General features: G+C 41.8%; 20 protein-coding genes and 1 tRNA gene. 12 read left to right on the top strand and 9 right to left on the bottom strand.

From position 1 onward, the window contains the following. Positions 1 to 446 precede the first annotated feature (446 nt). Positions 447 to 537, bottom strand: a tRNA-Val gene (locus IC229_RS29000). A 98-nt stretch (positions 538 to 635) separates the two neighbouring features. On the opposite strand from IC229_RS29000, the gene IC229_RS28995 reads away from it, so the two are divergent. Continuing rightward, complete coding sequence (locus IC229_RS28995) at positions 636 to 1,853, top strand: site-specific integrase (RefSeq protein WP_190891515.1); 1,218 nt, start codon at positions 636 to 638, stop codon at positions 1,851 to 1,853. A gap of 286 nt (positions 1,854 to 2,139) precedes the next feature. Here the strand turns inward: IC229_RS28995 and IC229_RS28990 are convergent, their stop codons facing one another. Further along, entirely contained in the window at positions 2,140 to 3,279 is a 1,140-nt protein-coding gene (locus IC229_RS28990) for a hypothetical protein (protein ID WP_190891513.1), read from the bottom strand. A 108-nt stretch (positions 3,280 to 3,387) separates the two neighbouring features. After that, positions 3,388 to 3,669 (bottom strand): hypothetical protein, encoded by a 282-nt coding sequence (locus tag IC229_RS28985; RefSeq protein ID WP_190891511.1) that lies wholly within the window; start codon positions 3,667 to 3,669, stop codon positions 3,388 to 3,390. Positions 3,670 to 3,966: 297 nt separating this feature from the next. On the opposite strand from IC229_RS28985, the gene IC229_RS28980 reads away from it, so the two are divergent. From IC229_RS28980 to IC229_RS28950, 7 genes are all read left to right on the top strand, one after another. Beyond that, complete coding sequence (locus tag IC229_RS28980; RefSeq protein ID WP_190891509.1) at positions 3,967 to 4,356, top strand: hypothetical protein; 390 nt, start codon at positions 3,967 to 3,969, stop codon at positions 4,354 to 4,356. A gap of 9 nt (positions 4,357 to 4,365) precedes the next feature. Further along, entirely contained in the window at positions 4,366 to 5,163 is a 798-nt protein-coding gene (locus tag IC229_RS28975; protein ID WP_190891507.1) for a hypothetical protein, read from the top strand. Between the two features lie 443 nt (positions 5,164 to 5,606). Then, positions 5,607 to 5,780 carry a hypothetical protein gene (locus IC229_RS28970; protein WP_190891505.1) on the top strand — a complete coding sequence of 58 codons (174 nt, stop codon included), beginning with the start codon at positions 5,607 to 5,609 and terminating at the stop codon, positions 5,778 to 5,780. Positions 5,781 to 6,018: 238 nt separating this feature from the next. Beyond that, positions 6,019 to 7,521, top strand: coding sequence for a type IV secretory system conjugative DNA transfer family protein (locus IC229_RS28965; protein ID WP_190891503.1), 1,503 nt, complete (start codon positions 6,019 to 6,021; stop codon positions 7,519 to 7,521). A 295-nt stretch (positions 7,522 to 7,816) separates the two neighbouring features. Next, positions 7,817 to 8,344 (top strand): hypothetical protein, encoded by a 528-nt coding sequence (locus IC229_RS28960; protein ID WP_190891494.1) that lies wholly within the window; start codon positions 7,817 to 7,819, stop codon positions 8,342 to 8,344. 161 nt (positions 8,345 to 8,505) lie between these two features. Further along, complete coding sequence (mobF, locus tag IC229_RS28955) at positions 8,506 to 11,262, top strand: MobF family relaxase (RefSeq protein ID WP_223834251.1); 2,757 nt, start codon at positions 8,506 to 8,508, stop codon at positions 11,260 to 11,262. Positions 11,263 to 11,278: 16 nt separating this feature from the next. Then, positions 11,279 to 11,641 carry a hypothetical protein gene (locus IC229_RS28950; protein WP_190891492.1) on the top strand — a complete coding sequence of 121 codons (363 nt, stop codon included), beginning with the start codon at positions 11,279 to 11,281 and terminating at the stop codon, positions 11,639 to 11,641. A 38-nt stretch (positions 11,642 to 11,679) separates the two neighbouring features. On the opposite strand, the gene IC229_RS28945 is transcribed toward IC229_RS28950, so the two are convergent. From IC229_RS28945 to IC229_RS28925, 5 genes are all read right to left on the bottom strand, one after another. Then, on the bottom strand, positions 11,680 to 11,877 hold the full coding sequence (locus IC229_RS28945) for a hypothetical protein (protein WP_190891490.1): 198 nt from the start codon (positions 11,875 to 11,877) through the stop codon (positions 11,680 to 11,682). A gap of 320 nt (positions 11,878 to 12,197) precedes the next feature. Beyond that, positions 12,198 to 13,142 (bottom strand): ArdC family protein, encoded by a 945-nt coding sequence (locus IC229_RS28940; protein ID WP_190891488.1) that lies wholly within the window; start codon positions 13,140 to 13,142, stop codon positions 12,198 to 12,200. A gap of 204 nt (positions 13,143 to 13,346) precedes the next feature. Beyond that, positions 13,347 to 13,820 (bottom strand): JAB domain-containing protein, encoded by a 474-nt coding sequence (locus IC229_RS28935; protein WP_190891486.1) that lies wholly within the window; start codon positions 13,818 to 13,820, stop codon positions 13,347 to 13,349. Positions 13,821 to 13,832: 12 nt separating this feature from the next. Beyond that, positions 13,833 to 14,747, bottom strand: a complete 915-nt coding sequence (locus IC229_RS28930; protein WP_190891484.1) for a toprim domain-containing protein — start codon at positions 14,745 to 14,747, stop codon at positions 13,833 to 13,835. 44 nt (positions 14,748 to 14,791) lie between these two features. Next, on the bottom strand, positions 14,792 to 15,025 hold the full coding sequence (locus IC229_RS28925; protein ID WP_317171656.1) for a helix-turn-helix domain-containing protein: 234 nt from the start codon (positions 15,023 to 15,025) through the stop codon (positions 14,792 to 14,794). A 192-nt stretch (positions 15,026 to 15,217) separates the two neighbouring features. Here IC229_RS28925 and IC229_RS28920 point away from each other — a divergent pair, with 192 nt between their 5' ends. The 3 genes from IC229_RS28920 to IC229_RS28910 all read left to right on the top strand — a co-directional run bounded on the left by IC229_RS28920 (position 15,218) and on the right by IC229_RS28910 (position 17,302). Then, positions 15,218 to 15,424 (top strand): helix-turn-helix transcriptional regulator, encoded by a 207-nt coding sequence (locus IC229_RS28920; protein ID WP_190891483.1) that lies wholly within the window; start codon positions 15,218 to 15,220, stop codon positions 15,422 to 15,424. A 368-nt stretch (positions 15,425 to 15,792) separates the two neighbouring features. Continuing rightward, positions 15,793 to 16,518: a hypothetical protein gene (locus tag IC229_RS28915; RefSeq protein WP_190891481.1), complete on the top strand. Its 726-nt coding sequence runs from the start codon at positions 15,793 to 15,795 to the stop codon at positions 16,516 to 16,518. A 313-nt stretch (positions 16,519 to 16,831) separates the two neighbouring features. Continuing rightward, the gene (locus IC229_RS28910) at positions 16,832 to 17,302 is read left to right on the top strand and encodes a helix-turn-helix domain-containing protein (RefSeq protein ID WP_190891479.1); all 471 of its coding nucleotides are present in this window, start codon (positions 16,832 to 16,834) and stop codon (positions 17,300 to 17,302) included. A 310-nt stretch (positions 17,303 to 17,612) separates the two neighbouring features. Here the strand turns inward: IC229_RS28910 and IC229_RS28905 are convergent, their stop codons facing one another. Next, positions 17,613 to 18,803: a tyrosine-type recombinase/integrase gene (locus IC229_RS28905; protein WP_190891477.1), complete on the bottom strand. Its 1,191-nt coding sequence runs from the start codon at positions 18,801 to 18,803 to the stop codon at positions 17,613 to 17,615. A 594-nt stretch (positions 18,804 to 19,397) separates the two neighbouring features. On the opposite strand from IC229_RS28905, the gene IC229_RS28900 reads away from it, so the two are divergent. Further along, positions 19,398 to 22,043, top strand: coding sequence for a COR domain-containing protein (locus IC229_RS28900; protein ID WP_190891475.1), 2,646 nt, complete (start codon positions 19,398 to 19,400; stop codon positions 22,041 to 22,043). Positions 22,044 to 22,075 lie beyond the last annotated feature (32 nt).

The following is a 22,075-nucleotide window of genomic DNA, read 5'->3' as shown; positions in this document are numbered from 1 at the left end:
TCATCGTTTTGGTTTCATCAATTAGCTGGCTTTATAAAAGTGGGAAATTATCAGTAAGTCACCGAGTAGGTGAAGCAAATCCGTAAATATGTATTGTAGTAGCTACTAATTTTCTAATATTAACTATCTGATTATTAGCAATAAATTATTCAAATAGTATTGCATAGGTATAAAAATACCGTGCTTAGAGCGAAAGCCGGGTTAGCCCCGTTTTTTGACGTTACATCTGCGATTGGGCCAACTACCCCGGCTTAAATTTTAGCTAATAGGCTGGCCGTTATTTGCCGGTACGGGGTCTGTTAGCCTCAATCACGTTAAACGCATCGGTTTCATAGTACCTGCCCCAATTCCTGTCCCCAGTCTTAATAAATACTTGTTTCAACCAACGTTTCAACCAAAAACAAAAAAGCACTTAACATTTCTGCTAAGTGCTTGATTTTTAGTAGTGGGAGTTGACGGGTTCGAACCGCCGACCCTCTGCTTGTAAGGCACAGGATTATTGTATTCATCTGTATTTATATGATTTAAAAAACTCTCATTATCAGTCAATTACTAATATATCAGCATTATAAAAAACCTTATGAATACAGTTTTCTTGTGCAAATCTTGTGCAAATTTTTCTATATCTTTAAATCATGAATACGAACGTGGTGATTTCCCTAGATACGCGCCGTGCCAAAAAGGACGGCACTTATCCGATCATTATGCGGTTGGGTCATAATGCACAAACAACGTCCATCCCTATTGGAATCAGCATCGCAGAAAAGGATTGGGATGAGAAGAAACGTTCTATCAAGAAAACATATACGGGCGTAAGTTCAGTCACTCGGCTGAACAATCAGATTGAGAAGGTAAAGACTGAGGCCAGGGACATTATTCTCAAACTTCATGAGTTAGGGACGCTTCAAACGTTATCCATCACGTCTCTGAAAGACAGGATCACCCAGAAGGAGGCCAGAGGCTCATTCTTTCAGTTTGCCAATCAATGTGTGGATGATCTTGTAAAAACGCATCGGATTGGCACAGCCCGCTCATACAAAGGCTTGATTAGTGTTTTGAAAGAATACCGAAAAGGAAAGGATTTGCTATTTAAGGAGATTACCTATGATTTTCTGTCCAAATTCGAGATTCACCACAAGAGCAAGGGAAATGGCCTCAATGGTTTATCGGTCTATATGCGGGCCATCCGAGCTATCTATAACAAAGCTATCAAGTCCGGGTTGGTGGATAAAGAGCAATATCCGTTTGAGGACTATAAGATCAAGAGTGCACCAACAGATAAGCGGGCTTTGGATGGAGAGTTGCTGAAAAAGATTATTGAACTAGATCTCTCGCCAAACGATCTCTGCTTTAATACCCGCAATTATTTTCTAGCCAGTTACATGATGTACGGGATGAACTTTGCGGATATGGCTTACCTGGAAAAAAGCAGTATCGAGAACGGCCGCATCAGGTATCGTCGGAGAAAGACCGGCAAGCTATACGACATCAAGATTACACCGCAGCTTGAAGGCATATTGGGGCACTATATCAAGCAAAACCCCAACTCCAAGTTTGTATTCCCGATTTTGAAACGAGACTCTCCTACCCTTCGGGAAAAGGATATTCAATGGGCCAGGAAGCGGTACAATAAAAAACTAAAGCTATTAGCCACTCAGTGTGGGATAGACTCCAATTTAACGAGCTATGTGAGTCGGCACTCTTTTGCTACCCAAGCCATGCTCCATGATATCCCACTTACGGCGATCAGCACGATGCTGGGCCACTCCAGCCTAAAAACCACTGAAATTTATCTGAAAGGACTGCCGGTCAATATTTTGGATAATTATAACGAAAGAATTTTGGAGGCATAAGTGCGCATAAAGTGCATTATCGACACTTCGATATTACCCAATCATCGGTTTGCAGAACAATTTTATTATTGATGCATGAGTAAGTATGTAATGGAAATATACCTATAATCGACTGTCAATCAACATTTTGACCAAACAAAAATATTACGGACTTATTTACACGTTTATAATACAATAGCCGACGATACTTTAGGCACCAAAATACAAATGGAATAGAAATAGTACGTCGAATCTAATGTTTTCTTTATATAGATGCGTTGAAGCGGATAAATGTAGTACATTGAAATTATTTTCGGCGGTTTTTTTCGAGCCAATCAGCCAAACCATCAATATTATATTTCTTACTAAAAGGCGTTCTTCTTAAGCTTTTCTCTTTATCACGCAAATATTGAATTATATATTGACTTATACCATGATGATCAACTTTATAAAAATCTTCCTCAGAAATGGTAGGAATATGGTATACTTTGGGCAGTAGATCTGAATCGCTACTCACGGCTTCGATTTTCTCTAAAACAAAATTGCCGCTGACTATATGATTATCTGTTTCTTGGTTCAAATACTGTCCCAAGAATAAATTGCCGTCACCTTCTCCCACACTCAATCTAAGATTTAATAACCTTGAGTAAAAAGGATATGTTTTACAAATAATTGACAATATATTATCACTAGAATTAACAAATTCGGTCCTGCCACGATAATCATTGTGTATAGGGCCTTTTGTATTAATTATTTCCACTTTAATGTCACCGTTTTGTTCTTCTAGGAATTTAAATACTAATTGTACCAACAGCCACGCTCCTTCCTTAATCTCTCCTCGGTTGGCATCATTGTCGTGAAAATAGAAATACCAATTAGTATTTTTAAGTTTTGGTATATAAATACTTCTCAACTTTTTCGACTCTTGCAAGATATCATTATATATTTCTTTATCTACTTTCTCAGAATTACTATTAGTGTTTTGCAAGTGCGACCATACGTTATCAAACTGTGTTTTTATTATTTCTTCATTAATATAATCAGTGTCATTATTGGCACTCTTTAATTCATCATTACAAAAAATGAAAAATCTATCCACAACTCTACCATCTTTAATTTCTAAAAAATCTAACAATACTTCTAGATAATAATCTCTAAATCCCCACCCATAATATACTTTCTCCTGCCCAATTTCATCGGTGACAGTAATAACTCCTTTAGGAGCCTCATGAAGTATTTTCTTATAAAGATAATCGTAAGGCATACCGCTATTACGCGCTATAAGCTCGTTGAAATATAACTCGTTAGTTCTTCCATTAATAAGCCTCCATAAAGGATCAACCTTTGTGGGAATAGGTATACGCTCTACAGAAAGTATACTTGTATACTTCCTGTGAACAACTTTATACAAATAGTCAGCTAGCGGTTTAACTATATTTAGATTCATAAATCTAGGCAGTTAAATTTTCAGAATATTGATACTAGCAAAAAAAAGAAAAAAAAATTGAAACCAAAAGTCTCGCTTTACTTAGCAGCATAATTCGTTCTACCAAATCTAACGACCTAAAGCAGGAAAACGATGGCGATCTCTAGGATCTATAAATTTATCGAATTTACCCGTATTCATATAATCGAATCCGTATTCAGTAAATTTTTTGCGCTCCTCAATAAAGGCAGTGAGCTTATATGTAAGATTTTCAAAGTCCGGCGAGCCTTGCAATATCTGCTCTATATCACCAATTGCATCATTTGTCGCGGACAAATATCCTATAGGATCATTACATCCAACAAAATCCGATACATAGCCTTCCCAATTGTCTATATCTACTCTTGGCATTTTGTAGCTCCATCTGTATATCAAACATGAATTAAGCATAATTGCGGGTAATAAGCATGTCAACAAAAAAGTGCTTTACTTCTAAATGATTCTTTAAAGTGCAATTAGTAATTAATGCTATGAAATATATTAATTTAAATTAGAGATGGTTTTATATATTATCAAGATTATCAATAAATGTCTTAAAATTAATTGTGAATTTTTAATAAGATAGGTTAAAAAGTAAACTTAAACTACCTGCAAGAGTAAGTAATAAAAGTATCGAAACTCATCAATGAATTTTTTATCACTATTATCATGAAAAACGAAAAGAATTTTACTGAATCTATTGCCATTCTAGGGAGACTTGAAGAAATTATTGATAGAATCAGTCTTCTGGACAATGTCAGTATTAAATTGTGCGCAAATATAGTACGATCAGAATGTTTAGTTTGTGGGGTTAGGCTCCGGCAACACTTGGTGATCAATGGTTCAATTGATGCTGAGTTATATATGAGTATTATTCAATTCTTTTCAAATTTGGGAACTTTAAAAGCGCTAATAGTGGATGCTGAAATGGCTGGAAATTACTGTGTTTTAATTGACGAGGAACTTTATAATTTGCAGAAAATAGTTCCCACGTTAATAAAAATAGAGCACTTTCCTTTAAGTCTTTTAAAACAATATTTTTTGAGAAACTTAAACTAACAATTCCAAATGGAAATTATTAAAATTACATCAATAAATGTTTTAAATGAAATTGTAGGCTTGCAAAAAGAGATATGGGGTTTTTCCGACCGGGAATGTTTACCATCTCATATACTGCTTGCTTCCAGCAAAACAGGAGGATTAATTTTAGGCTGTTATGATGAAGATCAACTTTTGGGATTCAGCCAGACGATCCCAGCCTTAAATGATAATCTCCATGCGAATCATTATCTACATGCACTCGGGGTAAAGCCTAATAGTAGGTCTGGTAACATTGGCTTTTTAATTATGAAGGCACACCGGGCTTTAAGTATACAGCAAGGTATTGGCACTATAAAATGGACGTTTGATCCATTAGAATCAATCAATGCAAATTTATATATCAAAAAGCTAGGAGCGAACATCGAAGATTATGTTCCGAATTATTATGGGGACAATCTAAATGGTATTAATGAAGGTATCTCAACGGATAGATTTTTAGTAGACTGGGACTTGCATCATCCGAATACTGTACAAAGAATAGATGGTGTTTCCAGCAATTATTCTCAGGAAAATATTGGCGAAGATTTTGTGATAGTTTCTGTCTATTCAGGTGACAGTTTTACTCTGGGCACGAATACAAAATTCGCGATCGAAATTCCGGTTGATTTCCAAACTCTGAAAGAGATGCATTTTGCGAAAGCCGTTGAAATTCGTATGAATAGCCGCAAAGTATTTATGGCTCTTATTAAGGCCCAAAAACGGATTGTAGATTTTGCTTTGATATATCGTGACGGTCAAAGAAGAGCCTACTATTTGACTGATTAAAAGCTGACAATCATGGAAATTCTTGTGGGGCCAGTTATCTGCTGGAAATATCGTGGTGAATTAATTCTGATCAATCGTCCTCCTACGGGGCAAGCTTGGGTCGCTAGAAGCTCTGGTAAACAATTACAAGCCGATGATAAATCATGAAAAGTATAGCAAACATTCACAATCCTCATGGTCTGCCAGACGGAGCCCAAGTCATCGAATAGCGAGGTACGAAACCAACTCGCATACGACTGGATACGGAACCAGTACTGAGAACTAGCGAAGCCACTGGATTATACATTCCTGGGCAGTGACTCGCTACGCCGGTAATTAATTGATCAGATAAGATATCTCACAAGGCAGATTACCTGCTAAAGATATTCATTCGTGCACGAATGGATCGGGAGTCAGAACCCGTCAAATTCCGAATTTTCCAATTTTATTTTAACTACAAAGTCATGAGTGCAGAAGAAAAAATGCGTCAGGATGGCTGGAAGCCATCTGGCCGCGATCCTGACATCATTGTCAAGGATGGAAAAGAAATGCTGATCGATCCCAAAGATCGGGATTTCGTTAAGCCTTATGGTTGGGGAACGTATAAACAATACGGTTCGGACGACCACCATCAATAAACAATCCATTTGAAACGGACAGCGGTACCTTGTCCATTTCATCAAATGGCTTTCCTGTAACTCTTTATTGCTGAGATGACCGGCGTGGCCGGGTCTAATGAATCGCATCTGACCGAAAATCCAAATTTTCGGCCCTGGCATTGTATTGTCAATGATTTCAAAGATACGGGCAGGTGACCAACTTGTCCGTATCTCTAAAATCGTCTTTCTCATGGTGACATCCTTAAAAAATCACATTATGGAACAGTTTGATTTAGAAACGCCTCTAATTGAATTTTCCTCCTCAAGCGGTAAAGACTTTTGGACCCTGAGAAATGCTTGTTCGGGGCTGCAAATTTTTGGCTCTACGGGCAGTGGGAAGTCAAGTGCTAGTTGTCGGCTCGTCGCTTTAAAATTCTTGCAAGCCGGCATGGGGGGATTAGTATTGACTGTAAAGCCAGATGAAGTGGATATCTGGCGTTCCTACTGCCAAATGACCGGGCGGGAGAACGATTTAATCGTTATTGAGCCAAAATGCAAACACTCGTTCAATATCATTGACCATGCATCTGGACATGGTACAAGCGAGCTGGCCGCGACCGATAACATTGTTGAAGTATTGAATGAAGTGATACAAGCGGGTCAGGCACAAGATTCAGGTAGAAGCGATGATAGTTTCTGGCGAGAGCAGTTGGCACTTCTGCTGACAAATACAATTGATTTAGTCAAACTTGCTTACAACAGAATATCCATCCAAGGCATACACGAAATTGTACAATCAATTCCCAAAGCAAATGAATCATGGGACCCAGAGGATCCAGCGAAAGCTTTTAACCGTGCATTTATGGCCGCTCGGGTCAATGTAAACGCGAAAATCGCCGAATGGTTATCTACTCTGAGTCCACAAGATCAAACTCGCTTTGAAGATGATTTAGTTTACGAAATGGCAATAGTTGAAGCCATACCAGACGCTCGCATCTTAAAATTTGTGGATAGGTATTTTGTGGATGAATTTATTCCATTAGCGGAAAAGACCCGAAGTATCGTACAGATAAATTGTTCAGGTTTTTTGTATCGTTTATTGCGTGAGCCATTTTACTCCTTGTTCTGTCGTTATCCTTCTACTGTAACACCGGAAGACTGCTATGAAGGAAAAATAGTCGTTATCAACTTACCCACAAAGCGGTATCACAAAGCGGGGCGCGATTGCCAGATGGTATGCAAATTCTTGTTTACCAGGGCTTGGGAGCAAAGGGATGTACAAATGAAGTCCAGACCGTGCTTTCTCTTTGTGGACGAGGCACAGAACCTCCTCACGGAAAGCGATGCCCTGTTTTTAACGACGGCACGTAGCAGTCGTATTGCCACGGTATTCGTAACCCAGTCAGTATCTAATTATTATTCAGTGATGGGTGGGCAAAAGGCTGAGTACCGGGTTCGTAGCTTATTAGGCAATTTCGGCACGAAGCTATTCCATAGCAATAGCGATGAATTGACCAATGAGATGTGTAGCAAACTCATCGGAGACGCTTTCTTCGAAGATGCTACTGAAAGTGTCACTGTTGCCCAGAATTTCTCGCAAACGCGCGGCCGCTCATTAAAATTAGAACGATTGGTTAGAGTCGAAGAGTTTGCTCGACTTCGTAGCGGGGGGCCGAAAAATAACCTGTTGGTCGATGGATATCTTCACCGCCAAGGGGAAGTTTTCGCCAATGGCTTCAATCATCTTAAGCTAACCTTCAATCAGAATTATCAGCTTTAAATAACCTAGTTTTCACTTTAATTTTATTTTACCCATGAAAAAGAACATGTATTACCGCACGGTGATCAGACGGCGAAACGCCTTCAAAGAATTCTGGTTCAATCTCATTTTTGCATTCAGTTCTGGTCCTCGATTACTGCTTGAGGTGTTTATCAGAAAGTCCTTTGGCCAGAGATATTTTTCCCTATACTCGGCAATTAGTGTCTTACTCTTTACAGCTTGGTTACCCTTTTTTGGAGCTTTCCTCGCCTACGTGTATTCACATATTAACCCGTATTACAGTTTTGAATTTAGCATGTCGAATATTCTCTGGCATAACTTAAGCTGGTATGTGTATCTGGGGTTCTATCTGGTGATGTGTCTCAAAAGGCATGATGAGATTAAACGGGAACCAGGCGTGTTTGACTTTGCTCGTTACAGCCTTTCGGCTGGTTATATTCACCCTCGATTTCTAATGACGCAATTAAACGGTAAGCCCGTTAACATCCGTACGATCGAGACACTTTTAGAACCCGCCCTTTTCTTTTTTATCGGCATTGGGTTATGCATACTGGGGCAGAAACTAGGCATTTTACTGATTGTATGCAGCCTTGTCTACTCAATCAGCTATCAAGCGGCTTACCATCAGGGCGACAATTTCGTCATGGACAAAATCGATGAAATAATCTGCAACGAAGAGTTAGTCAAAGCGTTCGTGGATGGTCGTGATCCGAGCGAAACGCGGGGCTTCAATTTCTATGGTCGTCGTCCGGCTGACCCGGAAACCCGGCGACAACTCGCTGAAACCTTTGTGGAAAACGAAGAAACCGTAGTCGCGATGTAGCCTCCTAAGCAGGGCTTAGGGAAGAGGTCTGATGCAAAACGTTTAACCAAATCAGCCTCCTCCCTGAGCACAGCTTTGAGCAGTGTTCACCCACTTTATTCCTGATGAACGTGACGTCAAAGTCAATCGGTGTGTGATCCAATTAATGTATCCTTCTACTCATGATCCGCATGATTCAAAGCAGTTCGGCCGCTCACGCCAAATCATATTTTTCACAATCATTGGTGAAGACCGATTATTATTTGTCTGGACAAGATCAGGAATTGAGTGGGCAATTACAAGGAAAACTTGCCCAACGTATAGACATTACCGGCAGCGTTACAAAAGAGAATTTTTTTGCGCTTTGCGACAACAAAAATCCGACAACCGGCCAGCCACTGACGCCCCGAAACAAGGACGACCGGACCGTCGGCTACGACCTTAATTTCCACTGTCCTAAATCCGTTTCGATCCTGCATGGGCTGGGTAAAGACGACCATATTCTAACGGCGTTTCAAGAGGTCGTTCAGCAGACCATGCAGGATATCGAGCGGGATGCCAAAACGCGGGTGCGCAAGGACGGCGTTTGTGAGGAGCGCGAAACGGGCGAGTTACTATGGGCTGATTTCACCCACCAAACGGCCAGACCCGTAGACGGTCACCTCCCCGATCCGCACCTACATTCCCACTGCTTTGTGTTCAATGCCACGTGGGACGAAACTGAGCAGCAGGTCAAGGCCGGACAGTTTCGGGATATTAAACGGGATATGCCGTATTACCAGGCCCGGTTTCACAAACGGCTATCGGATCGGCTGATGGATATGGGCTATCAGATCCGCCGGACCGATAAATCCTTTGAAGTCGAAGGCGTGCCGCAGCGGGTTATCGATCTGTTTTCCAAACGCACCGACGAAATCGGGCGCGTGGCAAAAGAAAAAGGAATTACAAATCCCCAAGAGTTGGGTGAACTGGGGGCTCGTACCCGCGCCAAAAAGCAGAAAGGCAATTCGATGGCCGAACTGAAAGCCGACTGGCGACGACAAGTCGATGAACTGGGTCCCGGTGAAAAAGGCGAAGGCAAACGGCTGGTACGCTTTGCGCCGGAAAAAGAGCGCAGCGAACTGTTACCCGAGCACTGTGTCGATCATGCATTATTGCATGGCTTTGAGCGGGCCTCAGTGTTGCAAGACCGTCGTTTGTTGGAAGCCGCCTATCGGCACAGTATCGGTCATCAGTCGGTGACACTGGATGAAACCACCGAACGCTTTAAGGCTGATCAGCGACTGATCCATGTGCAGGACCGAGGCCGGACCATGTCCACCACGCGGCAGGTGCTGCATGAAGAACTGCAAATGGTGAAGCTGGCCCGCCAAGGACAAGGCAAATTCAAACCCATATACGTTACCCCACCGGAGTTGAAACTCGATGGTCAGCAAGCCGAAGCGGTCCGTCATGTGCTGACCACGCCCCATCAGGTATCGATCATCCGAGGGGCCGCCGGGTCAGGTAAAACAACGCTGATGCGCGAAGCAGTCGATTGGATCGAAAAGGCAGGCAAGAAAGTTACCGTCGTGGCGCCCACGTCGGAAGCCTCCCGCAACGTGTTACGCCAGGAAGGTTTTGAGCAAGCGGAAACCGTCGCCAAACTTTTGGCTGATCAACAGCTTCAAAACGAGTTGACCGGTCAGGTGTTGTGGGTCGATGAGGCCGGTTTACTCGGCACCCACGATATGAAAGCACTGCTTGAGTTGGCAAACGAGAAAAACACCCGACTGATTTTGGGTGGGGATACCCGCCAGCACGCCAGTGTCGTGCGGGGCGATGCCTTACGCATACTCAATACCGTTGGTAACATCAAAACAGCCGAGGTCAGTAAAATTTACCGGCAACGCAACGAGCAGTACCGCTCGGCGGTGGACGATTTATCCAAGGGTGATGTTGGCAAAGCCTTCCAAACGTTGGATCAGATGGGTGCTATTCAGGCCATCGATCCGATGAAACCGAATGACGCGCTCGTCAACGATTACGTAGCCGCTATTCGGCAGGGAAAGTCTGCCCTGGTCGTTTCGCCGACGCACCAGCAAAGTGAGGAAGTCACCAAAGCGCTGCGCGAAAAAATGAAAGCAAGCGGGCTGCTTGGCAAGAAAGAATTCGAAACCACTCGGTTGTCTAATCTGAATATGACCCAGGCACAAAAAGGGGATTGGCGCAATCTGAAGGAAGGTCAGGTGATTCAGTTCAATCAAAATCGACCGGGCTTTAAACGCGGGAGTGTCTGGGAAGTTGCCCGTAGCTCGGACAAAGGCGTTTTGATCCGCAACGACTTGAAGCATACGCAACTCTTGCCAATGGATAAAAGCGGAGATTATGAGCTGTACCAAAAAAGCCGGATCACCTTAGCACGTGGCGATCAGGTGCGGATTACCCGCAACGGGTTTGATGAAGGAAAAAACCGGCTTCATAACGGCCAATTGCTGGAAGTAGAGTCCGTCCGTAAGAGCGGAGAGATCGTGTTGCGCAACAGCATCAGCAAAGCGCATTACACTTTGCCCACCGATTTCAGACACCTAACCCATGCGTATTGCATTACGTCCCACGCTTCGCAAGGCAAGACCGTTGACGAAGTGTTCATCTCGCAACCGTCAGGCACGTTTGCCGGGACCGATGCCAAACAGTTTTACGTGTCGGTCTCGCGGGGCCGCAACGGGGTTCATATCTATACCGATGATAAAGAGCAGCTTTTGGACTATGCCGCTCGCCTGGGAGATCGCCAATCGGCGTTGGAATTGGTCCGGCGGAAAAACCGGCCTCAGGAGTATGTTCAGCAGCACATCCGAGACGGGGTCCGCCAAAATCCCAAGCAGAAAGCACCCGTAAAGGACGTTCAAAAACCAGCGCCAGCCAAAGCTAAAGATCGCGATTATGAACCAGGGCTTTAAACTGCGTTTCGACCAGATGCGGGACGGCCATCCAACCCGCCCCGACGACAGCTCAACTGCCGGTGAAGCGGAAGTTTATTCCGCCACCGGGTATCCTCGCAATCTGTGTCTGGGTTGGCCGGATGGTCGGCGTTTCTTTCTCAATTACGCCTATCTGCTGGCCGGTGAATTTGAGCCAAACAGCGAAAAAAACGTAATCAGGCTGCATTTCACCTCACACAGCATCTTCCTGTTGGGATACAGTCTTGAAACCTTGTTTATGGCTTTACTGGAGCATATACCCCGCCTGATTGTCGCGATGGACCCGCGCTACGTGTTGGACGAAGACAAAGCGGATACCATTGTGGTGGAAATCATGGTGGAAAAGAAAGAGGAATAAAAAAGCCGGGTGGAGAGCGTTCCACCCGGCTGGCTTGATTATTCTGGTGATTTGTTGCGACGGACCGATAAAGTAGTATCGGATCCGTTAGACTTTAGATAAGCGATTCCCAGCGTATTGATGGCTAAACTCATGCCTTCGCCATCGCCGTGTTCCCAGGCAGCGCCGACTTTATGCCAGTCAGACTTTGCATTTCCTTCTTTGGCCTCCACGACATAAATGGTGTGAGTTGGCATTTTCGAGTTGGTTTCAGTTTGGGTAGTCATCATCAGATCTCCTTTTCTGTTTGGTTGATGATGGAAGCGGAAAGAGGTCAAGCGAGGGGGACAGCTCCCCGCAGGCCAAAAATCGATGCGCAGCCATCGGCGGAGTGTCTATTTTTGGCCGAAGTCGGTACGAGACTTTTGGGCGAAGACCAAAAGGAGGGATAAGCGTCGTCACCAGCGATTGACCTAAGCTGCCATCACCACTCAACCAACCCAGGAAAGGTGTCGATGCCATGATGCCACAAACGTCTACCAATAGGTCAAACCATGCGCTCATGTCGTTGGCCTCCTCAAGAATGTTGTAAGGTGTGGATGTATTCGACGGCTTTTTGCGCGTGGGATGCGGCTGTGAAAATTAGGCGTTTGTCATCCTGCAACCCTTGGAGCCACGACTGGATATAGGCTGCGTGGTGTTCTTCAGGCATGGGTTCAAAGCCTAAATCGGCCGCCAGAAAGCAGGCTCCCAGTTCGGCTACCAATTCTTCCTTAGCATAGCCTTCATCGCCGTACTGTTTCCGTCCGAAGTCCCGGTTCAAGCGCAGCGGGTGTCTCGTCCAGTGCGTCACTTCATGAGCCAACACCGCGTAGTAGCGCATAGCCGTTTCAAAACTTTCAAACGGCGGCATTTGAATCCGGTCGGTGCTTTGCGTGTAACACGCTTTGGAGCCGGTATAAATATCGGCTTTCGTCTGAGCAAAGTAGTGTTCGAGCTTCGGATGACGCTCCTGTTGATGGATAACGACCGGTTCGGGTATTTTGTAGAAGGCATCAGGCAGTCGATCAATTTGCGCGGCATTGAAGACGGTGTAGGATTTGAGAAAGGGTATTTGGCTGGATTTGCGCTCACCATTGACGTCTTCCTCTTCCTTAGTGAATTTGTCGGCATAGACAATCTGGGTGCCTTTTTCGCCTTTGCAGACGTTGGCTTTCATATCGGTGGCCTGTTTGAAGGTCATCCAATACGGTGACGTAAAGCCTTTTTCACTGGCCGTATTCCACAAAATAAGCGTGTTGATGCCGGTATAAGGAATGTCATTCCAGCGCAGCGGGCGCATGACCTGACCGGCCAGATGATCGGAATTCCACGGCTTGCGCCAGGTCAGATCACCGTTTTCCAAGTCGGCCAGGATCTTGGCAGTGACACGGGCGTAAATATCGTCTTGAGGGGGCGCCTCAGGAATGGCGGTTGGATGATGTTTTGCGGGATTGGCTTTGGGGGAAATCGGTTTGGTCATGTATCATGCTCCAGGGTTCGAGGTTATGGGGACTGAAAACCCGACGGCATAGCGAGCGAACCAGCGAACGTCGCGCGGCCAGAATTTTGTCTCGCGAGGAAGACCGACAGGCCGGGGAAAATTGTGGTTGGTGAGCGAGTGGCGTCGGGTACAAACCCGCAGACAATCTCGAACCTGAGTACGAGTACCAACCAAGGTGCCCCATCAGCGCGGCATACAGCCCTCATCCGCAAAGGAATAGTAATTACGGGGTGTCACGATCAGGTGATCGAGAACCGCAATGTCCAGCAGTTTGCCGCATTCGGAGAGTTTGCGGGTCAGCGCTAAATCCTGTTCGCTGGGTTGCAGGTTTCCCGAGGGGTGGTTGTGCGCCAGAATAATACCCGATGCGTTAGCCTTGAGCGCCGTAACAAAAATGACTTTCGGATCGACAATGCAAGCCGTCATGCCACCCGTGGCAATGTCGGAAATCGCCAGACAGTTATTCTTGCGATCCAGCAGCAGGATTTTAAATTGTTCGAGCAGTTCCAGCTTGTTTTCATCCCAGGCCGTCCGCAGGATTTCGTAAGCGGTGAGCGAGCGCGTGATTTGAATCCGATCCTGATAGGGCGATTTATTGCGATAGCTGATTTCAACCTCGTTGACCGTAAAGAGCGATTGAACATTGAGCTGTGCCATCCCAGCCTCTCTTCACAGCGTCAGATTGCGTTGATGCATGTGCCACGCATTGACATCTTTGTGTGGAGCATAAACTTTGTTCATCGGTATATGGCGCAAATCGGACTGTGTCTGGCAAAATTCGGTCAGCGTAGCGGTGGCCTTCACCCCGGCCTCGTCGTTATCCATCCAGCTATACAGGACCTGGTAGCCATAATTTTGGATGTAGGGAATGATGTCTTTTAGACAGGATAACGAATTGAGAATGATGACATCATCTGTCAAGCCGTTGCCGCGCAACTGGCAAACGGCGGACAGATGATCCATGAAGCCTTCAAAGAGATGGATGCCTTGCGGTTTGGGTACTCGACCCCGTACAAAACTGATAGCCTTAGGACGTAAGCAACCTTTAAAGAACGGATTGCGGAGTTCATAACCGCCTTCTTCATTCAGAAAACCGAGTGCAGTAAAGTATTTGTCTGTCCGCTTATTCTGAACGCGGAGTTCTTTGAGATGGCGACGGGCGATATCAAGCGAAATACCGCGCTTTTCAAGGTAGCGGATTAACCCCACATGCTGGATCGGTTTTTCCGATTTCAGGATCAACGATGCATCGTCATTGGTCAGGTGATCGGTGGGTTGTTGGATTGGTGCCATCGCATACGTTGCCATTCCCATGTTACGAATCCAACGTAACGCATCCGCAACCGTATGGGCTTCCCGCGTAAATTGTAGATAGGCCGAAGCCAGATCGACCGTATCACCACCTCGCCCGTCGCCGTAATCGTGCCAACGGTTGGTTTTGGTATACACCCAAAAGCTGGGTGTTTTTTCATTTCGGACGGGCGACAGGTATAAAACTTTATCCGCCGTAATACGTTTTGGGTGAATACCCAGTCGGCTTAGAATTTCGACAATAGCTACCGTTTTCGCCTGATCGATGTTCACGGGCGATCTCCTCGAAAAATGGCGGAAATGAATGGGCGTTTGACTCAGCGTCGAAGTTGTTGCTCGATAAATTTATCCAGATCTGAACGGCGATAGCGCACAGCACGGCCGATTTTTCTGGGCTTCAGGTCATAGCGTTTCGTGCAATCCCAGACGGCTAGAGTACCAGGCGAAACACTGAGATATTTAGCGGCTTCTCGGCGGTCGATTAATGAATCATCTTTCGTTTGCATCGCTTCCTCCTCATACGAATCAACTCTGATTAGGAATATAATCACAGTATAACAGGAGAAATGGCGGAAGTATAGGAAATTCGTCCTATTAATGTCAGATAAACTCAAAAGATGGCGTCATCACGTTTTGAGTTTATCTAGCCGTAATCAGACTTAACAACATCTTGATAGACAAGAATTTGCTGTGATTGCTGATAGGATTAAATTATTTGCTGATCATTTATAGGGAGGCTTCGTATGTCTGACGCCACAATAACAACAAGCCAACTATCAGGATTTTTACGATTGGATCAGGTACTTCAACTCATTCCCGTCAGCAAAGCGACTTGGTGGAATGGTTGTCGCTCGGGGCAGTTTCCGAAGCCTTACAAGCTAGGGCCCCGTATTACTGCGTGGAAGACAAGCGACATTATGCATTGTATGGCGAGTTTTCAACCGACTTAGTGAAAATGATTTAGGTGGATATCGTTCTATCGCATCAGTAAAGATAAAGAGTATGTTACTCTATATGCACTGAAAACAACAAAAGAGTTATAGTATCTCCTTTTTGTTATATAATTAATTGTAGAACAGCTAATTAAATTAATTTATAAAAAATATTTAATATTGAAAAAATATATTATTTCAATATTAAATATCATATTTTCGTAAATACTAAATTATTCTCTCCTTCTTCTCAAAATAATCAGAATAAAATTTGCTTTTTCGATATTTATATCGAGATTTGATAAGAGTTGTGTCACTTAACCAAAATTCACCTCAATTCAGCATGTTTTTTCATTATTCAATCAATCTCAAAACCTATTTCGTTTATGGCACTAGCAGAAGACGGCGAAGGGTTAAAGCCGGAAAAAAGGAAAAGGAAGAAGGCTGAAGATAAGCCTTATGGAGGCTTGGGCGATCCGAAAACTCTTGAACTACTGAAAGCAGCAGAACTGTTGGAGAAATCAGATCGCAAACTTGTTTCAAAGAAGGGATTAACTAAGGCTGCTATGGCAGGATTGTCGACACTGAATAACAATTCAGAATTAAATGGGCAACCACTGCAAGAATTAGTTAACCATCTAAAGGACGTTAACCCAGACAAGGTAACAATAGAAAGTTACCACGCACTGGGATCGGCAATTCAGAGCTCTTTATCATTAACTTTAAAAGCGGCTCTAAATACAGAAAATGAATTGCTAAGAACTGTGTATTTAGACTTCTACAATGAGTTGTATCGGTTTCGTTTCGAGAAGTTTCTCACGGCTAACCTTCTGTTCGAAGTAAATGCCGGTGACGAAGGTCGCAAAGATGAAGGTTTTTTAGGTGAAGATTTAAAGGACGACTCATCGAAAGGAAACAAGTTGAAAGACGATAAATCAGTTGGTAAAATAGCGGCAGAGGTCGGGCTTAAAGCTGCATTCTTTGCTGCATTTGAAGGTTTCATCAAAATCCTGGAAGATTACTTTATGGATGATGAACCGGGAAGTGAGGGAAATTTCTTTATCGGATTCCTTCGAGCAATTTATGAGAGTGGTGTACAAAAGGATAAATGAATTCGGTCAAAACGAGTACAACAAAATATGAACCCCGAAACTTTACATGAACCAAACATCAACATCTTAGCTGATAGGCAATTTCAAGTTTGCCTATCACTAGGACTAAACACCCTGTTATCTGTCAAACTCCTACTGTGTGAGTTTGCCGGGTTCCAGGGGTTTCTTATTTTCAAAATATGCAGGCACAGTTGCGACAAATGAAAGTAAGCAGCCAAATTGGGGGCCCGGAGATGTCCGCTTAATTAACGGACGCACTACCGGGCCCCCTTTTTTATTATGTTCGTCCAATAATTTTCAACTCTGAAACACAATGGAAAAGAAATCTAGCGAAGTAGATAGTGAAGCCGCTACGAAAACCGGAGGCTCAAGAATAGATTTTCTTGAGATTAGCGAAGAGAGTATGAGAGTCAGAGCTCGCGTAATAGCCGATTTCTTTAGGGCTACACGGAAAGCGCTCGAGTTAAGCCAGCAGGAGGTAGCAGATTTGATGGGTGTTCACCATTCACGGGTGGCATATCTAGAAAAGGGGGAAGCAATGCCAACGATACCTACAATTATGCTGCTGTGTCATATTTATAAGATCAACCCGATGGATGTATTTAAACTTTGTGTGGCTAATATCGATTTAAGTCAATTCAATCCGACGCCTGAAAAAATGCTGAAAGTGGCAAAGGAATTAAAGCTGGCAAAAGAATTAAGACCTAAAGGAGAAAATAAAATGTATAAGGATAGCAACAACAGTGTCAACCTGAAATACCCTGTAAGAAAAAGAATTCAGTAATTGTGATGTAAAATATGATTTACTAAGGCCTTTCAAACGTTGAAAGGCCTTTTTATCGAACTACATGTAATGAGACGGTCTGGTTGTGACGGCCAGTTAAGCAACTCAACTATCCGTCACAACCAGACCATCTCAATTGATTGTACTTAGGAAATTGGTATGCTTCAACGCTCAGATAAGGGCAAGCAAATTTGTCAGTACATTTTGATCTCCAATCAGAACTAACTTACCGCGTTCGATAAGGACAAAAGGACAACTGAAAGCACCAAATTATCCACTCCAAAAGCCTAGGCCGTTTCAGTAACTCTAACTAAGAGTTTTTGCTAAGCCTGTCGATGTAATCAGCCCATTCCTGCATCATCTTCATCCGTTCGGGTAAAAATTGCGCTCGGTCATAGGCTTGGTCAACTACACTTCGAGGTAAATGCGCTAACTGTCGGTCCACCACTTCATGGCGATAGCCAAGTTTTTCTTTAATAGTCGACATTGCTAACGCCCGAAAGCCATGCCCCGTCATAGTTTTCTCATATCCTAATCGGCCTAATCCTTTCAAAATAGTATTGTTACTGATGGGTTTGTCACGCCGAACCGAACTCGGGAGAATATAACCTGCTTTGCCATACAGTTCCTGTAGCTCCCTCAGGATGGCGATCGCTTGTTTTGACAAAGGCACTCGGTGGTCAACCCGCATTTTCATCCGTTCGGCTGGAATAATCCACAAACCACTCTCCAAATCAAATTCATTCCAAGTTGCGTTGATGAGTTCGCTGGTGCGCACGAACGTCAACATGATCAGCTTGATGGCGAAAATTGTTTGAGGGAATAAGCGAGGTTTGTTCTTCTCAATGGCTTTAATCAGTCCCGGTAATTCATCTGACGAAATAGCGGCATAATGGCCTTTCCTATATTTTTTCAAAGCTCCTTTTAAATCCGTCGTGATGTCCCGCTCAGCTCGCCCGGTAATGACAGCGTAACGCATCACCTGGCCCATGATTTGCAAGACCCGCCGAGCCATATACGGGCTTCCTCGATCTTCAATTTTTCGCAGACAAGCTAAAATGTGCTGAACTGTCAGTGAAGCAGTTGGATGATTGCCGATAAAAGGAAAAACATTCTGCTTGAGCCGGTTGAGAATATGGCTGGCATGTTTAGGTGTCCATGTGTCATAGGTATACCGATGCCAATCCAAAGCGACTAACTCAACGGTTTGTGCCTGTTTGAAGCGAGCCAGCTTCTTCTGATCCTGCTTTTCCTGGGAAGGGTCAATGCCAGTTTCCAAGGTTTGCTGAGCCGCATTGCGTTTGTCACGCGCTTTCAATAAGGAATTGGCGGGATAAGAGCCAATAGTGAGCAATTTCTCTTTGCCATGAAACTTGTAACGGTAGCGCCAGATGCGTTTACCGGTTGGCATGACATCCAGATACAAACCACCGGAATCAAACATCCGATAAGCTTTGTCTCTGGGTTTGGCGTGACGACAGTCGAGATCGCAGAGCGACATGGTAACCTCCAAAGTGGGGTAAAATATTATGGGTAATAATTTTACCCGCTTTTTTACCCCAAAAACAGCAATACAGTCTTGGGTTTAGCTAGTTTTGGTTAGACCATCATACGCGAAAAATTCCTGTATTTCAAGGGTTTTTCTATTATTCAAGTTTAATGGGAATATATTCCTGGTGCTGCTGAAGGGATTCGGATTCACAATATTAGTACTTGATAAATTTCAACTTATGAAAGGCTTTTTTTTATTTACCCCATTTTCTACCCCAAACATTATTAGCTTTTATTAGACTTTCAAAGATATTTGTACTCATTATTAGTATTTGTGCAATGATATAAAGCTTGTTGCTATGAGTAACTTCGCTGGGTTTGACGACCATTGATGCAGTAGGCTAATAAATCCTTTTGATCTTCGAAAAGAAGGTAAGGACGTTTCGCCTTTCATAAGAAATACAAACTTAATATCAACGGTATCAAACGACACCTAGCCCTATTCAACTATATAGCCTAGTGTCAGTTTAAGCTATCTTAAAAACTTTTTATTTCACATTTAAAAGTATTTCTAGCTTGAAGATTAATTCAAGCATTATGAATCATGAAATTTAACAAAGATTTACAAAATATAATAGAGGAATTAATAGATAATGTTGAGAAAAAGCAGCTCACTGAATTAAATCTAGATGGATATGACTTGTATTCTATTCCAAACCAATTAATTTCTTGTAATTCTTTATTAACCCTTTTTATATCAAGAAATAATATTTCTAAAATAGAAAATCTACCTAGTTCATTAAAATCAATTATTATAAGTGGAAATAATATTTCTAAGATAGAGAACTTACCTGAATCTTTACTATCAATAAACTTAGGAGGAAATAGAGTAAGTATTATAGAGAATTTACCCTCTAAATTAGAAACCTTAAATTTATACAATAATAATATTGCTCGAATTGAAAATTTGCCTCTAAATTTAAAATATTTAAATCTGGGGAGAAATGAAATTGAAAAAATTGAAAATCTGCCTATAAATCTTGAACACTTATCACTTAACAATAACAAAATTGAAAAAATTGAAAAAATTCCAAATTCTTTAAAATCAATCGATTTGCAGAATAATCGAATAAACTACTTACCAAAAATAAAATATAATTTTAAAAATTTATTGTTATCAGGCAATATGATCATTAATTTACCTGATTACATGATTGGTGGTCCCTTTAATAACAGTGCTATTGAAGTCACATCTTGGTTTGAAAGTTTAGAAAAAGGGTATAGTAGAAACCAAATAGTAAAGTTAATAGTTTTGGGCAACAGTAATGTTGGAAAATCTAGCCTAGTAGATGCACTACAAAACGGGTTTTGTATGAATGATAAGCCCTCTACTCATGGCATCATAAGAAATGCATTGAAAATAAGTGATGGTAAGTTAGAAGTTGAATGTGAGATTTTTGATTTTGGTGGGCAAGAAATTTACCATGGAACTCATCAAGCTTTTTTACACATCTGGTCTGTTCAATTAATCGTATTTGATGCAATTTCAGAGCAACTCTCTTATACTCCAGATCGTTTAACGGATAACTTCAATAGAAATATAAAGTTAATGTACTGGTTTGAAATGTTAAAAAATCGCGCTACATTAGATTCCACAATAATAGTTTTTAATAAAATTGATAACGGGGAAAAAATTCCATCAGATACGCAGGAGTTCTTTGAGAAAAATGAAGATGGAATAAATTTTATAGTCGCAAAGGTTAGCGCAACACAAGGAATCGGAATTAGAGCTTTAAGAAGCCACATTTTAGATAATGTGATAAAAATCCCAGATTATGGGATGGAAATCCCAGAAAATTGGGCTAATGTTCAGCAACATATTAAAAGTTTACAAAAGAAAACAAGAAATTTAAAGAGAACATTTAATAAAACAGAGTTTCAAGATTTGTGTAAAGAATATCATGTACTTCCTGGTTCCGAAGAGACTTTATTGAATTTTTTACATTATACAGGGACCATATTTAAAATAGATTTCAAAGAACATTATAAAGAGCTTTATAGAGAATTATTTAGGCAGGAACCTGTTAGTAATCAGTATTATGCTATTGTCGATCAGGATTGGGCTATAGCAACAATCTACTATGTTTTAGATGCAAAAGGGAAATTACACGATCAACTCAAAAATTTAAGCAATGGATTTACTAAGGCTAAATATATCTTCACGCAAAAGAATTATACTATAAATGAAAAGCTAATGTTTTTAAACTTCATGGAAGTCTGTGGAATATGCTTTCCTCTCAAAGATGAAATTTATAAAATTGCATTAAATACTGAGGATTACGATACACTTGCAAACGAAATTTACTATGTATTTCCTGAGTTTTTGCCAGCGCAAAGATCAGACTTGATAAGCAATATTATCACAAACCCAAATAACCCTTGGAGAATATTTGTTCAAAATATTGATTTTTTACCGTATTATTTTATACAGAAATTAATTTCTAAATGGGGGAATAAAACTAATAAAATCAGTATTTGGCGGACTGGACTTTATATTAAATTACCAGACCAAGATGGTGATTTGATAATGGAAGGAGATTTAGATAAAAATACAATTACCATGTATTTAGATATTAACATGGATGATTACAAAATATATTCTTTACTGAAAGATTTTTCGTTTGATAATTATACGTGGAAAGAGATAGGTGATAACGTTAATTTTAAAATTAAGCCGACTAATTTCTCTTCATTTAACTTATATAATAATGTTGCGCAATCAAGACCTAAAGAATTGGTCATTTCTTATGCACAAGAAGATTTTCATTATGTTGAGTATTTTACGAAGAAGCTTATATCTAGACGTAGTCTTATTAATCTTTGGTATGACCGAGAACTCTCTGGACATCAAACTTGGAGTAGTGAAATATCTGAACGGTTTTATGAGGCAGATGGGTATATAATATTTGTAAGTAATGATTATATGAATTTTGACGAAAAAAACTTTATTATTGAAACAGAAATCCCAATTATACGTCAACGTTGTGGAATTAATGGAGAAGTTAAAAATCCTGCATTCTCAATTATTATTTACATTGAAGAATATAATCTTGAAGGAACACCATTAGAATCTATTCTAAGCTTTCATAAAGGTGAATTAATGCCTGATCCAAATCTTAACAAGTTGGCCGCTAATAGATTTTGTGAAGAATTTATAAAAGAAATTATCTTAAATAAATTCTTAAAATAATATGAAATGTTCGACAAGTTAATGTTTTAAAA

The organism is Spirosoma profusum, assembly GCF_014699005.1.
GTDB classification, from domain to species: Bacteria; Bacteroidota; Bacteroidia; order Cytophagales; family Spirosomataceae; genus Spirosoma; species Spirosoma profusum.
Note: the sequence above shows the minus strand (reverse complement) of the source record. Positions and strands in the feature narration are given on the sequence as shown.

Coding starts and splice junctions, on each gene's coding strand:
- IC229_RS28915 (WP_190891481.1), top strand. CDS start 15,793: ATGGCACTAGCAGAAGACGGCGAAGGGTTAAAGCCGGAAAAAAGGAAA.
- IC229_RS28965 (WP_190891503.1), top strand. CDS start 6,019: ATGGAACAGTTTGATTTAGAAACGCCTCTAATTGAATTTTCCTCCTCA.
- mobF (WP_223834251.1), top strand. CDS start 8,506: ATGATCCGCATGATTCAAAGCAGTTCGGCCGCTCACGCCAAATCATAT.
- IC229_RS28995 (WP_190891515.1), top strand. CDS start 636: ATGAATACGAACGTGGTGATTTCCCTAGATACGCGCCGTGCCAAAAAG.
- IC229_RS28940 (WP_190891488.1), bottom strand. CDS start 13,142: ATGACCAAACCGATTTCCCCCAAAGCCAATCCCGCAAAACATCATCCA.
- IC229_RS28985 (WP_190891511.1), bottom strand. CDS start 3,669: ATGCCAAGAGTAGATATAGACAATTGGGAAGGCTATGTATCGGATTTT.
- IC229_RS28945 (WP_190891490.1), bottom strand. CDS start 11,877: ATGCCAACTCACACCATTTATGTCGTGGAGGCCAAAGAAGGAAATGCA.
- IC229_RS28900 (WP_190891475.1), top strand. CDS start 19,398: ATGAAATTTAACAAAGATTTACAAAATATAATAGAGGAATTAATAGAT.
- IC229_RS28960 (WP_190891494.1), top strand. CDS start 7,817: ATGTCGAATATTCTCTGGCATAACTTAAGCTGGTATGTGTATCTGGGG.
- IC229_RS28970 (WP_190891505.1), top strand. CDS start 5,607: ATGAGTGCAGAAGAAAAAATGCGTCAGGATGGCTGGAAGCCATCTGGC.
- IC229_RS28950 (WP_190891492.1), top strand. CDS start 11,279: ATGCGGGACGGCCATCCAACCCGCCCCGACGACAGCTCAACTGCCGGT.
- IC229_RS28920 (WP_190891483.1), top strand. CDS start 15,218: ATGTCTGACGCCACAATAACAACAAGCCAACTATCAGGATTTTTACGA.
- IC229_RS28935 (WP_190891486.1), bottom strand. CDS start 13,820: ATGGCACAGCTCAATGTTCAATCGCTCTTTACGGTCAACGAGGTTGAA.
- IC229_RS28905 (WP_190891477.1), bottom strand. CDS start 18,803: ATGTCGCTCTGCGATCTCGACTGTCGTCACGCCAAACCCAGAGACAAA.
- IC229_RS28980 (WP_190891509.1), top strand. CDS start 3,967: ATGAAAAACGAAAAGAATTTTACTGAATCTATTGCCATTCTAGGGAGA.
- IC229_RS28975 (WP_190891507.1), top strand. CDS start 4,366: ATGGAAATTATTAAAATTACATCAATAAATGTTTTAAATGAAATTGTA.
- IC229_RS28990 (WP_190891513.1), bottom strand. CDS start 3,279: ATGAATCTAAATATAGTTAAACCGCTAGCTGACTATTTGTATAAAGTT.
- IC229_RS28910 (WP_190891479.1), top strand. CDS start 16,832: ATGGAAAAGAAATCTAGCGAAGTAGATAGTGAAGCCGCTACGAAAACC.